Source organism: Microbacterium sp. BK668 (assembly GCF_004362195.1).
Taxonomy (GTDB): Bacteria; Actinomycetota; Actinomycetes; order Actinomycetales; family Microbacteriaceae; genus Microbacterium.
On the sequence record NZ_SNWG01000001.1, the window covers coordinates 2,254,917 to 2,269,188 of the forward strand.

The 14,272-nt window shown below is 73.3% G+C and carries 6 protein-coding genes; 5 read left to right on the plus strand and 1 reads right to left on the minus strand.

Going from position 1 to position 14,272, the window contains the following annotated elements; genetic code table 11:
* The first annotated feature begins 36 nt into the window (after nt 1–36).
* From EV279_RS10040 to EV279_RS10050, 4 genes are all read left to right on the plus strand, one after another.
* A complete protein-coding gene (locus EV279_RS10040; protein ID WP_243728519.1) occupies nt 37–3,303 on the plus strand; it encodes a UrvD/REP family ATP-dependent DNA helicase in 3,267 nt (1,088 codons plus the stop codon).
* A complete protein-coding gene (locus tag EV279_RS10045; RefSeq protein WP_133543107.1) occupies nt 3,300–6,812 on the plus strand; it encodes an ATP-dependent DNA helicase in 3,513 nt (1,170 codons plus the stop codon). The genes EV279_RS10040 and EV279_RS10045 overlap by 4 nt, the downstream gene beginning before the upstream one ends.
* A gap of 1,293 nt (nt 6,813–8,105) precedes the next feature.
* A complete protein-coding gene (gene nudC / locus EV279_RS17050) occupies nt 8,106–9,038 on the plus strand; it encodes an NAD(+) diphosphatase (RefSeq protein WP_243728521.1) in 933 nt (310 codons plus the stop codon).
* The gene (locus tag EV279_RS10050) at nt 9,035–10,804 is read left to right on the plus strand and encodes an ATP-dependent helicase (protein WP_243728522.1); all 1,770 of its coding nucleotides are present in this window, start codon (nt 9,035–9,037) and stop codon (nt 10,802–10,804) included. The genes nudC and EV279_RS10050 overlap by 4 nt, the downstream gene beginning before the upstream one ends.
* A 768-nt stretch (nt 10,805–11,572) precedes the next feature.
* Here the strand turns inward: EV279_RS10050 and EV279_RS10055 are convergent.
* Nucleotides 11,573–12,955 carry a zinc-dependent metalloprotease gene (locus EV279_RS10055; protein WP_133543111.1) on the minus strand — a complete coding sequence of 461 codons (1,383 nt, stop codon included), beginning with the start codon at nt 12,953–12,955 and terminating at the stop codon, nt 11,573–11,575.
* Between the two features lie 136 nt (nt 12,956–13,091).
* On the opposite strand from EV279_RS10055, the gene EV279_RS10060 reads away from it, so the two are divergent.
* Entirely contained in the window at nt 13,092–14,216 is a 1,125-nt protein-coding gene (locus EV279_RS10060) for a S16 family serine protease (protein WP_133543112.1), read from the plus strand.
* Nucleotides 14,217–14,272: the final 56 nt, after the last annotated feature.

Consider the following 14,272-nt stretch of genomic DNA (forward strand, 5'->3'; position numbering starts at 1 on the left):
CCGCCCGGTGTCGGCGGCTCTTGTTACCGTGCTGGTGTGAAGCCCGCTCCCTGCCTCGACGCCGCCCAGCGGGTCGTGGTGGGGCTTCCCGCCGAGGCGTCGGGGACGGTCGTCGGCGCACCGGGCACCGGGAAGACGACCGCGCTCATCGCGCGCGTCGGCCGGCTGCTCGGCGAGCTCGGCCTGAGCGCCGACGACGTGCTCGTCCTGACGCCCACCCGGCAGACGGCGACGGCCCTGCGCGACACGCTGGGCGCCGGTCTCGATCTGGCCACGCCGGGCCCGCTCGCCCGATCGGTCGCGTCCTTCGCCTTCCAGGTGGTCCGCGCCGCGGCGGTGGCCGCCCATGGGGCGCCGCCGCAGCTGCTCACCGCCGGCGATCAGGACCGCATCATCGCCGAGCTGCTCGCGGGCGATGAAGAGGATGCCTCGGCCGGTCGCCGCGACCGCTGGCCCGAGGGCCTCGGACCGGCGCTGCGCGCCTCGCGCCAGTTCCGCGCCGAGCTGCGCGCGCTCTCGGCCGAGTGCAGCGAGCGGGCCATCCCGCTCGACGAGCTCGAGGCTGTCGGCCGCGCCTACGACCGGCCGGCGTGGGCGTCGGCCGCCTCGTTCCTGCGGGAGTATCGCGACGTCCTGGCGTCGATGCGCTCCGCTCACCGCGACCCCGCGGAGCTGGTGCGCGAGGCCGCGGCGCTGCTCGCCGCCGCTCCGCTCGGCGAGGAGGGCGAGAGCACCCTCGGTCCCGCGGCGCGTCTCAAGGTCGTGCTCATCGACGATGCGCAGGAGCTCACCCCCGGGGGCGTGAGCCTCGTCCGCGCGCTCCGCAGGCGCGGGATCGCGGTCATGGCGCTCGGTGACCCCGACATCGGCTCGGGGGCGTTCCGCGGCGCCAGTGCGAGCCTGTTCGCGGAGGTGGCCGACGAGCTCGGCGCCCTGTGGGTGCTCGAGGAGCCCCATCGCACGAGCCCGGCCCTCACGCGGCTGTCGCGCAGCGTGACCGAGGCGATCGGCGCATCGGGTACGGTCGCCCATCGCCGGCCCCCGGGGTCGCCGGTGCCGGACGACGGGTCGGTCGTCAGCATCGTCGCGCCGTCGCCGTTCGAAGAGATCGACCGGGTCGCGCGGCTGCTGCGCGAGTGGCACGTGCTGCACGACGTGCCGTGGAGCCGGCTGGCGGTGATCGCGCACGACGCCCGCCAGGTCGCCGATCTCGAGGTCGAGCTCGCGGCGCGAGAAGTTCCGACGCGAGCCGGAGCCTTGTCGCGGCCGCTCGGCGGCGAGTCCGTCGTGCGCGATCTGGTCGAGTTCGTGCTGCTCGGCATCGCCGCGCCCGCCGACCGGTCCTATGAGAGTCTCACGGCGGCGTTGCTGTCGCCGTTCGGCGGGCTGGATGCCGTGAGCCTCCGCCGACTCCGTGCGCGCCTGCGTCATGCGGAACTCGCCGAGGGCGGCACGCGGGTCGCGCGCGACCTGCTCTGCGAGGCCATGGAGCACCCGCTCGAGCTCGCAGCCCTCGACTCACCCGAGGCGCGGGCCGCCGAGCGGGTCGCCATGACGCTCACCCAGGTCTTCGCGAGCGCCGAACGCGGCGCCGACGTCCACGCGCTGCTGTGGACGGTTTGGGACCGCGCGCGTGACATCTCGGGCAGGCCACTTGCCGCGGTATGGAGGGAGATCGCCGGCGGCTCCGGGGTCTTCTCCGCCGAGGCGAACCGCGCGCTCGACGCCCTCGTCGCGCTGTTCGACGCCGCCAAGCGCTTCGTCGAGCGGGCGCCGCGGGAGAGCCCCGTCGTCTTCCTCCGGCGCATCCTCGACAGCGCCGTGCCGGAAGACATCCTCACCGCGCCCGACCGCACGGAGTCGGTCTCCGTCCTCACTCCGGCCTCGGCGCTCGGCGCCGAGTTCGACGGCGTCGTCATCGCGGGCATGCAGGACGGCGTCTGGCCGAACCTCCGCCCCCGAGGCGGCACCCTGAGCGGCTGGCGCCTCGCCGACGACGTCGCGGCGTGGCGCGCCGGCCGCGAGGCCCCTCTCGTGCCGGGGGCCGTGGATCGGCGCCGCGAGGCGCTCCACGACGAGCTGCGGCTGTTCGTCCGTGCCCTCTCGCGTGCGCGGACGCGGCTCGCCGTCACGGCGGTCGACGACGACGACCGCGGCCCGAGCCCGCTCCTGTCGTTCCTGCCCGACCCCGACGACGCCGGCTTCGACGCGGCCGAGGCGCAGCATCCCCTCACTCTTCGCGGTCTCGTCGCGCTGCACCGGCGGACGCTCACGACGACCTCGTCGGCGGCGGCTCGCGAGCATGCCGCCGGACAGCTCGCGGTGCTCTCCCGGGAGGGCGTGCCGGGTGCCGCGCCCGACCAGTGGTTCGGCATCGCCGGGCCGTCGATCACCGGACCGCTCCGCGATCCCGAGCGCGCGCCCGTGCCGGTCTCCCCGTCCAAGCTCAAGACCTTCACCGACTGCGGTCTGGACTGGGCGATCCGAGCGCTCGGGGGCGACACGCGCACGTGGTCGGCGGGCGCCGGAACGATCCTGCACGCGGCCATGGAGGAGGTGCCGTCGGGCGACCTGGAGGAGCTCCGGACCGTCGTCGACAGCCGCTGGGGAGAGCTCGAGTTCGAGGCGGAGTGGCTCTCGCGCAAGGAGCGGGCGTGGGCAGAGACCCTCATCGGTCGCCTGAACCGGTACCTGCACGCCTTCCACGCTCACGACGGCCGCATCATCGGCGCCGAGGCGCGGTTCCGCATCGCGGTGGGGATGGATGCCGGTCCCGGCGAGGTGCCGCCCGTCCGGGTCGTCGAAGACGGCGTTCGCGTGGGCGACGGGCGATGGGCGCTCCTGAGCGGCTCGATCGATCGCGTCGAGGTCTATCCGGCCGGGCGCGGAGAGGCGCTCCCCGCGGACGACTCGGCTTCGGGAGCCGAACGGGTCGTCATCGTCGATCTCAAGACGGGCCGCTCCGAGGCGCGCGTCAGCGACGACAAGGTCCTCGACGATGCGCAGCTCGCCGCGTATCAGCTCGCGTACCTGGAGGGGCTCGTGCCCGGCGCCCAGGCGGCGGTGAATGCCGGCGCGCGCCTCATCGTGCTGTCGAAGACGACGCAGAAGGCCCCGCACTACCGACTCGCGAGGCAGGCGCCGATGGACGCGGCGGCCCGCGCCGCCTTCCTCGACGCGATCTCCACGGCGGCGAACGCCATGGCCTCGGACCGGTTCGAGGCGCCGATCGACGCGCACTGCGCGACCTCCCGCTTCGGCGTGTGCGCGCTCCACACGGTGAAGGCGGTGTCGGCTTCATGACGACGACCCTGACTGTCGACGAGCTCGAGGAGTTCGGCGCCGCACCTTCGTGGGAGGGACCCCGGTCGATCCCGGCGGGCATCATCGCCGTCGCGCTCGGGCTCCCGCGCCCGACGCCCGATCAGGCCGCCGTGATCGAGGCGCCGCCCGCGCCGGCGATCGTCATCGCGGGAGCGGGGAGCGGCAAGACCGAGACGATGGCGGGCCGCGTGGTGTGGCTCGTCGCGAACGGACACGTGCGCGCCGACGAGGTGCTGGGCCTCACCTTCACGCGCAAGGCGGCTGGCGAGCTGGCCGAGCGCATCCAGCGCCGCCTCGCGACGGTCGGCGAGTACGACCGTCGCGGACTCCTTCCGCACCTGGAGGAGATCGAGGCGCGCGGCGACCTCGCACAGTTCTGGGAGTCTCACGCGCTGTCGTCGCCCCGCGACCGTCAGGCTGCCTTCGGCGCCATGCTGGACCGCTTGGCCGTCGAGTTCGGCACCCGAGAACGGCCCGGCAGCACCGCCGACGCGCTTCTCGAGCGGGCGCGGGTCGCCACCTACAACTCGTTCGCCGACGGCATCGTCCGAGAGCACGGCGCTCGGATCGGCCGCGATCCGGACTCCGCGCTTCTCAGCCAGTCCGGCTCGTGGCTGCTCGCCCGGCGCGTCGTCATCGCCTCGCAGGACGAGCGACTCGCCGATCGCGAGGAGGCGTTCTCGAGCGTCGTCGATGCGGTCCATCGCCTCGCCGGCGAGGTGCTCGACAACCGGGTCGACCTCGCGGAGCTCGCCGGCTTCGGGCAGCGGTGGGCGAGCCGCCTCGCCGACGTCCGCTGCCGCCTCAAAGTCGAGCAGACGCGGGTCGACGACGCGCGGAAGAACCTCGGTGCCCTCCCCGTCCTCGCGGGTCTCCTCGCCGACTACGCCGCTCGTAAGCGTGCCGACGACACCCTCGACTTCGCCGATCAGGTCGCGGGCGCCCTGCAGATCGTCGAGGCGGCTCCGGATGTCGCGGCCGAGCTGCGCGATCAGTACCGCGTGGTGCTCCTCGACGAGTACCAGGACACCTCCGTCATCCAGACCGACCTGCTCGCCGCGATCTTCCACGACACGCCCGTAATGGCCGTCGGCGACCCCCAGCAGTCGATCTACGGCTGGCGGGGCGCATCTGCCGACAATCTCACGGCGTTCCCTCGCGCCTTCGCCCGCACGACGACCCCGAGCACGCACCGTCTCATGATCAGCTGGCGCAACGATCGCGGCATCCTCGACGCGGCGAACGCCATCCTCGCGGGCGCCGCGGCGGGGCCGGTCGACGTCGATCCTCTGGTGGCACGACCCGGCGCCGGCGGAGGACGCGTCGAGCACTTCTTCGGTGCATCGGTCGACGTCGAGGCGCAGCACGTCGCCGAGTGGTTCGCGAGCGTCCGCGCCGAGGATGCCGGGCGGACCGCCGCACCGCACTCGGGCGCCGTCCTGTTCCGCACGAAGCGGCACATGCAGCTCTTCTCCGACGCGCTGAACCGCGCGGGGGTTCCCAACCGCATCCTCGGGCTCGGCGGACTGCTGTCGGCGCCCGAGGTCGTCGACGTCGTCTCCGCGCTGCGCGTCGTGCACGATCCGTCCCAGGGATCGGCGCTGCTGCGCCTGCTCTCCGGGCCGAGATTCGAGATCGGCGTGCCCGATCTCGCCGCCCTGCACTCGCTGGCAGAGACCCTGTCGCGCCGGGACGCCACCCTCACGCCGTTCGACGACGAGCTCGCCCAGCGCGTCCGCGGGTCGGCGGGCGCCGACGAGCAGGTGTCGATCATCGACGCGCTCGAGTTCGTCCGTCGTTCGGCCGATGACTACCGCCTCCTCGCGGGGATCTCCCCGCAGGGGAGGGCGCGCCTGCGCGAGGCGGGGGAGCTCTTCGAACGTCTCCGCCGCGCCGTCGGCCAGCCGATCCCCGACCTCATCCGCATGATCGAGCTCGAACTCCGGCTCGACGTCGAGCTGGCGGCGAATGAGACGCGCGGACCGGCCCGCATCGCATCGTCGCGGCTGCGGACCTTCCTCGACGAGGTGCGCGCATTCCTCCTCGCCGACGACCGTGGGTCGATCGGGAGTCTCCTCGCCTGGCTCGACCATGCCGAAGAGACCGACGAGCTCATGCCGCGTCCCGAGCCCCCGGAGCCGGGTGTCGTGCAACTGCTGACGATCCATGGAGCGAAGGGCCTGGAGTGGGATGCCGTCGCCGTCGTCCGGCTCGTCGAGCAGGAGCTGCCGAAGGCTCCGCGGACGGTCGCGGGATGGCTCGGATTCGGCGTCCTGCCCTACGAGCTGCGCGGCGACCGCGCCGCCCTGCCGCGCCTGGCGTGGACGCACGCCGATGACGACGCCGATCTCGCTCCCGCGATCGAGGACTTCCGCGAGGCCGATCGTCACCACCAGGAGCGCGAGGAGCGCCGCCTCGCCTACGTCGCCGTCACCCGCGCACGGACCGACCTGCTGCTGACCGGCGCGCACTGGGCGGGACAGCAGTCGGCGCGCAAGCCCAGCCGCTACCTCCAGGACATGCTCCGCGCCCTTTCGCGCGACGAGATCGACGTGGAGGATCCGGGGGACAACCCCTACCTCGAGCAGGGCGGCCGCGTCTTGAGTTGGCCCCTCGATCCCCTGGGGGATCGCCGCGCGGCCGTGGAGCGTGCGGCGAGCGACGTGAGAGCCGCCGCACACAGCACACCCCGTCCCGACGATGTGCTCGAGCCGCTTCTCAGGGAGGCGGAGCGTCGTCGGCGCGGCCAGCCGGCGCATGCGCCCGCTCGTATCGGCGCCTCACGGTTCAAGGACTTCGTCGGCGACTACGGCGGGACGGTGCGGTCGATCGCCCGGCCGATCCCGGAGCGTCCGTACAGCCAGACGCTGCGGGGGACCCTCTTCCACGCGTGGGTGGAGCAGCGCTCCGGGCTCGCGGGCGGCGGCGGATCACTCGACGACGCGCTGTGGGAGCTCGATGACGACGCTCCCGAGACCGAAGTCTCGATGGAGGAGGAGCAGGCGCTCGCCGAGCTGAAGGCGACGTTCGAGGCGTCCGAGTGGGGACCGCTGCGGCCCATCGCGGTCGAGACCGAGATAGACATCACGCTGCCCGGCGCGGAGCAGCTGGGCCATGTGATCTGCAAGCTCGACGCCGTCTACCGACGCCCCGACCGCGGCGGGCGCATCGAGATCGTCGACTGGAAGACCGGTCGCCCGCCCACGTCGGCGGCGGAGCGTGACGCGAGGATGCTGCAGCTCGCGCTGTATCGACTCGCCTACCACAAGCGGCACGGCGTGCCTCTGGACGAGATCGACGTCGCGCTCTACTACGTCGGCGCCGACCTCGTGATCCGGTCCGACCGTGTCTACTCCGAGGAGGAGCTCGTCCAGCGCTGGAACGCCGCGCGAGACGCGCGCTCGGCTTCGACCTCCTCGTCGACCTCGGATTCCACCAGCGACGGAGCGAGCGACAGCTCGATCGGCGCAGTCGACACGTCTTCATAGGACGTGGCAGCGGAGGCGGCCCCGCCGCGCACCGGCTCGCGAATCGGCTCCGAGTCCGGCTCCGAGTCCGGCGCGAGCTCGACCCGGATGTCGGCGGCCGCATCCGCGGTCTCGTCCGTCCCGTCGGTCGGGAGCCAGAGCGACAGCTCCTCGGGATCGTACGCATCGGTCTGCATCGAGGTGTCGACCGCCGGCGCCGACTCCGGTGCGCGCCCGAGCAGCGCGATCGCGGCGTCGACGTCGGTGTCGTCGTCGGGGACGAGATCGTCGCCGCGCACCCCGTCGGCGAGCGCATCGAGGAGGCCCACGGCATCGGCCACGATGTCGTCACGACCGGCCTCGTGGCCGTGCACGAGCCACTTCGCGAACTCGAGCTCGGCGTAGAGCCGCGCCCGCTCGCGCACGAGCGCGTCGGGAGCCCGGCGGGTCGCCGCGGCATACGAACGGTAGACGTCGTCGGCTGCCGCCGGCGCCGACGCGAGCCACTGCAGGTCCGTCGCCGGGTCGCCGACCTGCAGGCCGTGCCACTCCAGCAGACCCGTGACGTGGGGTACGCCGTCGACGTCTTCGAAGAGGAAGGATGCCGCGCCCGCCCCGCCGAGCACGACGGCCGACTCGAAGCGCCAGAGCCGATCGGACTCAAGCGCGCGGGTCCAGCGCTCGAGGAGGACGGCCGGGGCGGCGTGCGTCGAGCGAGCGCGGTCGGCGAGGCGGCGCGCGTCGTCCCGGATCTGGTGAGGAGTGCGCACGGGAAGGCCCTCGGTGCGGACGATGGACAGCGGCAGGGCGTGCAGCGAGGCGAGCGCCTCGCCGACGGAAGTCGCGGCGCCGCGGCCAGGCGGCAGATGACCGGCATCGACGCGGTAGCCCGGAAGGAAGTCGACGACCACCACGCGGGCATCGCCGAGGCCTGCCTCGCCCAGGAGCTCCGGCGCTCGGAACGGCAGCAGCCCGCGCACGCCCGGGGTCAGTGCGCGCAGCGCCCGCACCTCGGCAGCGAGCTCGCCGGCGGCCTCGGAGTCGGCCGGGGCGCGCACGACCACCTTGCGTCCGTCGTCGAGCTGCGCCAGCGCGGAGTCGAAGCGACCCGCGGCGCCCTCGGTCAGGGCGCCCGCCCCGACGACGCCGACCCGGGGCAGAGCCGACGTCACGGACGCGGCTAGAGTGAGGGGAGAGCGTGCCATGCGCCCAGGGTAGGTCGGGCCGCGCCGTGCAGCCCCCACGCCACGCCCTGGCACGCCGAGCCCGCCGACGACCGCCGCACGCGGCTCCCGACGACGCAGGAAGTGCTGCATGACGACGCCCGCCGGCTCCTTCCCCGCTCTTGCGGACTCCGGCATCGATCGTGCCGCCGAGGAGCGCTCGACGGGGGGCCTGCTCGAGGGGCTGCGGGCGGATGCCGCGTCCCACGTGCTCGTCCTCCACGGCGATGCCGCACCGCTCACCTCGTCGGACGCCGCGGAGGGGAAGCATCCGTCGCTCCACTTCGTGTCGCCGGCCGAGGTGCCGACCGGCGGCGAATGGGCGTTCCTCGGGCGCGACGCCGCCGGTCGCGCGATCCTCTCCGCCTCGTTCCCGCGGGAGGCCGAAGCGCCCTTCGACGCCCCCGGCGGGTGGGGCGGTCTGCGGCTCGTGGGCGGCGACCTCCCCGCGTCCCAGGGCGGGCTCTTCGTCGAGGCGCTGAGTCTCGGGCGCTGGCTGCTGGACGCGCCGTACTGCCCCGCGTGCGGAACCCGCACCGAGGTGCGGAGTGCGGGGTGGTCTCGCCGGTGCCCCTCCTGCGGTCGCGAGCACTTCCCCCGCACCGATCCGGCCGTCATCGTCGCCATCACGAGTGCGCAGGATCCCGACGCCCTGCTGCTGGGATCGAACGCGCTGTGGGGTCCGAACCGCTACTCGTGCTTCGCGGGCTTCGCCGAGGCGGGGGAGTCCCTCGAATCCGCCGTCGTGCGCGAAGTGGAGGAGGAGTCGGGGGTGGTCGTGCACGATCTCCGCTATCGGGGTTCGCAGGCGTGGCCGTACCCGCGCTCCCTCATGGTGGGCTTCCTCGCGACGGCGATCGACGACGCCCGGGCCGAGGCGGACGGCGAGGAGATCGTCGAGGTCCGCTGGTTCACGCGCGACGAGATCGGCGCTGCGCTCGCGGGGGAGAGCGACCTGCTCCTGCCCGGACGCGCGTCGATCGCGCATCGGCTGATCTCCGGCTGGCACGCGGGAGCGTCGTGAACGATCCGGTCCTCGAGGCGCTGGACGAACGGCAGCGCGAGGCGGCCACGACGCTGCGCGGACCCGTCGCCGTCCTCGCCGGCGCCGGCACGGGGAAGACCCGCGTCATCACGCACCGCATCGCCCACGGGGTGGACTCCGGCGCGTACTCCCCGAACCGCGTCATGGCCGTCACGTTCACGGCGAAGGCGGCCGGCGAGATGCGCGGGCGCCTGCGGGCGCTCGGCATCCCGGGCGTCGCGGCGCGCACCTTCCACGCGGCCGCGCTCGCCCAGCTCAACTTCTTCTGGCCGACGCTCACCGGCGACACCATGCCGTCGATCGTCGACAACAAGGTGCGGCTGCTGGCGCACGCCGCCGACTCCCTCGGGATCGAGCCCGACGTGGCGACGCTGCGGGACGTCGCGAGCGGGATCGAGTGGAGGAAGGTCACCCTGCGCAGCATCGACGCGTACGCCGCGGCTCGTCCTCAGGGGGTCGGGCGGCTCGAGGCGGGCCGGGTGGCGGACCTGCAGCGCGCCTACGAGAAGCTCAAGGACGCGCGCCGGCAGCTGGACTTCGAGGACGTGCTCCTGGCCTGCTGCGGGATGCTGGAAGCGGAGCCGCAGGTCGTGATGGCCGTGCGCGAGCAGTACCGCCACTTCACCGTCGATGAGTTCCAGGACGTATCGCCGCTGCAGCACCGGCTCCTCGAACTATGGCTCGGAGACCGGCGAGACCTGTGCGTCGTCGGGGACGCGAGCCAGACGATCTATTCGTTCGCGGGGGCGGACGCGCGGTTCCTGCTCGACTTCGAGTCCCGCTACGAGGGCGCGAAGGTCGTGCGGCTGGAGCGGAACCACCGGTCTGAGGGCGCGATCCTCGCCGTCGCGAACGCCCTCATGCGGGATCGGCCCGGAGCGCTCGTCCTCGCGCCGGCGCGGGACGACCTCCCGCCCGCCGCCGAGCCGCCCACCGTCGCCGCCTACGAGGACGACGTGGCCGAGGCCCGCGGTGTGGCCGACCGCATCCGGCGTCTCCTCGATGCCGGCGCGGATCCTCGGCAGATCGCCGTGCTCTACCGCGCTCACGCCCAGTCGGCGGAGATCGTCAAGGCCCTCGCCGACGCCGGCATCCCGACGAGCGTGCTGGGCGGCCGGCGGTTCTTCGACATCCCCGAGGTGCGCCAGGCGGTGATGGCCCTGCGTGGCGCGGCCGTCGCTCCGCAGGACGATGACTTCCTCCAGAGCGTCCGCGACGTCCTGCGCTCCCTCGGCCTGACGGGCGAGCCGCCGCAGGCGGGCGGTGCGCTGCGGGACGCCTGGGAGGCGCGCGCCGCCCTCCTGCGGCTCGCCGAGGAGGCGCCGGACGGGACCACTCTGCGCGGATTCACCGACGACCTGCTCGCGCGCGCTAAGGCGCAGGACGAGCCGGCCCTCCGCACGGTGACCCTGGCGACGCTGCACGCCGCGAAGGGTCTCGAGTGGGATCACGTCCACCTGGTCGGCCTGGCGGAGGGTCTGCTGCCGATCGGCTACGCGACCACGTTCGAGCAGATCGAGGAGGAGCGGCGGCTCGCCTATGTCGGCATCACGCGGGCCGCGCGTACGCTCTCGCTGTCATGGTCGCCGGGACTTCGTGGACGGGCGCCATCGCGATTCCTGAGAGAGATCGGCACCGGCACGCTGCGTGCGGTCGATGGGTCCGCGTCGTCCGAGCCCCGGACGCGGCGTGGATCGTCACCGACTTCGACGAGCGCCGCTCAGGGTGCCGCTCGGCGTCGCTGAGCAGTCGGGCGGCGGCCAGTCCGGCCTCCCACACGAGCGCCGAGTCGATCGCCGGTGCTCTGCGCCCGACCAGCTGGGCGGCGAGGTGGGGCCACGCCGGGTCGGCGTCGATGCGGTGTGCCGCCACGCAGGCCAAGCAGGCCGTCCGGCCGGGGCGCACGACCGGCCCCACCTGGACGCTCGCTCCTCCGAACACCAAGGGGAGGTGCGTGAGGTCTCTGCCGAGCGCGACGGCCGCCTGCCGCGGCACGACGACATGCTGCGCGATGAGGATGACCGGCGCGGCCGCGCCGGGTTCGGCCGCCGGCGAGCCGGCCCACGGCTCGACCGACGACGAGACTCCGGATGCCGAGAGCGCTCGCACGACGCTGTCGACGACGTCATGCGGGGTGGTGTCGGCCACCTGCAGCACGACCTCCCGCCGATCGGCCGGGCGAGGCGTGGCCAGGGCGCGGCGGATCCGCTCGACGAACTGCTCGGCCTCGCCCGCCCGTCCCCCTAGCGCCGTCCCCACGGCGTCGAGCGCGGCGGGCGGGACACCCTGCTCGAGCTCGTGGACGAGGCGTTCCTGCCACGGCTCGACGTGCTCGACGATGGCCACGGCGTCGAGACCGAACTGGAGGGTCGAGGCATCCCGCCACAGCGGGGGATGGGCGGGGTCGAGACGCAGCATCCTTCGATCTTCGGCGCGCGCACATCGCTGGCGACCCGTTTCCACAGCCGGCCGGCAGCGGCGGCGCCCCTCTGGCCGGCTGGGGAGGAGAGGAGTCAGACGGGGCGTTCGTCGTCCGGCGTGCTCTCGGGCCCGGAGCGGTCGGACCCCCCGCCGTCCTGATCGCCCGCGAGCAGCAGCTCCAGTGCGTCGTCGAACGCGTCGCGCGCCGGCTCCTCGCCGCGAGCCCGCGCCTGCAGCCGTGCGACGAGACCCGACGGGTCGTCGATGTCCTCCGAGGTCGGCATGAGGTCGGGGTAGTCCCACAGAGCGTCGCGGGCGCCCACGCCCACGGCATCCGTCACCGCCCGCCACATCGCCGCGGCCTCGCGCATGCGCCGCGGCCGCAGCTCCAGTCCGACCAGCGAGCCGAGGGCCTGCTCGGCGGGTCCGCCCACGGCCCGGCGGCGACGGACGGCCTCGGCGATGCGCTCCGCGGAGGGAAGGCGGCCGGTGGCGGAAGCCGTGACGACGTCGACCCAGCCCTCGATCGTGGCGAGGAGGTTCTCGAGCCTCGTCAGCGCCGCCGTCTGCGCTTCGGAACGGGCGGGCAGCAGCGCGCCGCTCTCGAGGGCGCTGCGCAGCTCCTCGGGCTGCGACGGATCGAAGCGCGACGCGAGCTCCTCGAGGGCCTCGGTGTCGACATGGATGCCCCGAGCGAACTCGGTGATCTGGGAGATGACATGCAGTCGCAGCCAGCGCGCGTGGCGGAACAGACGCGCATGGGCGAGCTCGCGGGTGGCGATGTAGAGCGCGAGCTGGTCCTCGGGGATCTCGAGGTCGCGTCCGAAATCGGCGAAGTTCTGCGGGAGGATCGCCGCCTCGCCGGCGGGGAGCAGGGGGATGCCGACATCGCCGCCGCTGACCACCTCCAGCGAGAGCCGGCCGACGACCTGACCCAGCTGCGTCGCGAACAGCGATCCGCCGACGGTGCGCATGAGACGGCCGGCACCCTGCACGAGGCTCTGCATGTCGTCAGGGGCCTGGTCGCGGAGCGCTGTGGTGAGGGCGTCGGCGATGCTCGTGGCGACCGGTTCGGCGAGCTCCTGCCATACCGGGAGGGTGGCCTCGACCCAGCCGCCCCGCGTGAGAGCCCGCGGGGACGTCGCCAGCTCGGAGATCGTCGTCGCCTCGCTCAGCCAGAGCGTCGCCAGCGCGAAGGCCTGGTCGAGGTCGGTCCGCTGACCTGCCGTCACGCCGAGACCGTCCTGATTGGCGATGTGCAGCGCCTGGCGCTGGGCGAGATCCCACGAGATCTCGCCGTCGCCCTCGAAGGCGCCCTGGAGATTCCGCATGATCGTCTGCATCATCGCGGGGTCGATCCCCATGCCCGTGAGGCGCGAGAGCTGCTCGGGGTCGATGCCGTCGGCACCTCCGCCGAACAGCTGACGGATCAGCTCCTGGAACTCCTCTTCGGGGCTGCGATCGTCGTCTGCCACTTCAGCCGCCTTTCAGCCGGGTGATGAGCTTGCGCTCTACGCTAGTCGCACGCATCCTCGCGCTCCCCGGCCCGGACCTTCACGCTGTACGCCGGTCGCGAACGACACGCGAATCCACCGGTGAGAAAGGTCCAACGTGGCTCTGCCCGAAGAGAACGGTCCCCTCGCGCCTGCCCCTCGGCGGCGCATGAGCCGCAGCGCTCTGGCCGGCGTGTGGGCTCTCGCGGTCGCGATGGTGGTGCTGCTCGTCCTGACCCTCCTGCCCACGGCCTACGTCATCCAGCGACCCGGCCCCGTGTACAACACGCTCGGCACGGCGACGTCCGCCGACGGCGAGGACGTGCCGCTCATCTCCGTGGAGGGCGCCGAGACGTACCCGACGTCCGGAGCGCTGGACCTCCTGACCGTCCAGGTCGTCGGCAACCGCGAGCGCACGCCCAACTGGGTCGAGCTCGCGACCGCGTGGTTCGATCCGACGAAGGCCGTCCTGCCCCTGGATGCCGTGTTCCCGGCGAACCAGACGAGCGAGGAGCGCAACGCCGAGAGCTCGGCGATGATGATCGACTCCCAGAAGGAGGCGACGGCCGCGGCCCTGAGCGAGCTCGGATACGACGTCGTGCCCCGGCTGACCGTCCACTCGTTCACCGAGGACTCCGCGGCCGCGGAGGTGCTGCAGGAGGGCGACGTCATCCTGGCGGCCGATGGGACCGACGTCGCCTCCGGGGAACAGCTGCGGGACATCGTCAACGCCGGCGACGGCGCGCCCGTGACCCTCACGATCGACCGGGACGGCGGCGCGATGAACGTGAGCGTCACCCCCCGCGAGGCGGAGATCGACGGGGAGACGCTGTGGCTCCTCGGAATCACGCTCCTCAACGACTATGAGTTCCCGATCGACGTGGCGATCCAGCTGAACAACGTGGGCGGTCCGAGCGCCGGCATGATGTTCGCCCTCGGAATCATCGACACGCTCACGCCCGGGGAGCTCAACGGCGGCCAGAAGGTCGCCGGGACGGGCACGATCACCGCCGACGGCACCGTCGGCCCCATCGGCGGCATCCGGCAGAAGCTGTGGGGCGCCGATGGAGCGGGAGCGGACTACTTCCTCGCGCCCGAGGCGAACTGCGATGAGGTCGTGGGGCACATCCCGTCCGGGCTGCGCGTCTTCGCGGTCGAGACCCTCGACGACGCGCTGGACGCCCTGTCGGCGGTCCGCGAGGGGGCCGACCTCGATGCCCTCCCGACGTGCACCGCGGGGTGAGCGGTCCTCAGGGAGTTCGCCGAGCGCGGACTCGGCATTCGCCCAGAACGGCCCGC

Bases quoted from the DNA above. Each gene is read 5' to 3' on its own strand.
- EV279_RS10045 (WP_133543107.1), top strand. From the start codon at position 3,300: ATGACGACGACCCTGACTGTCGACGAGCTCGAGGAGTTCGGCGCCGCA.
- nudC (WP_243728521.1), top strand. From the start codon at position 8,106: ATGACGACGCCCGCCGGCTCCTTCCCCGCTCTTGCGGACTCCGGCATC.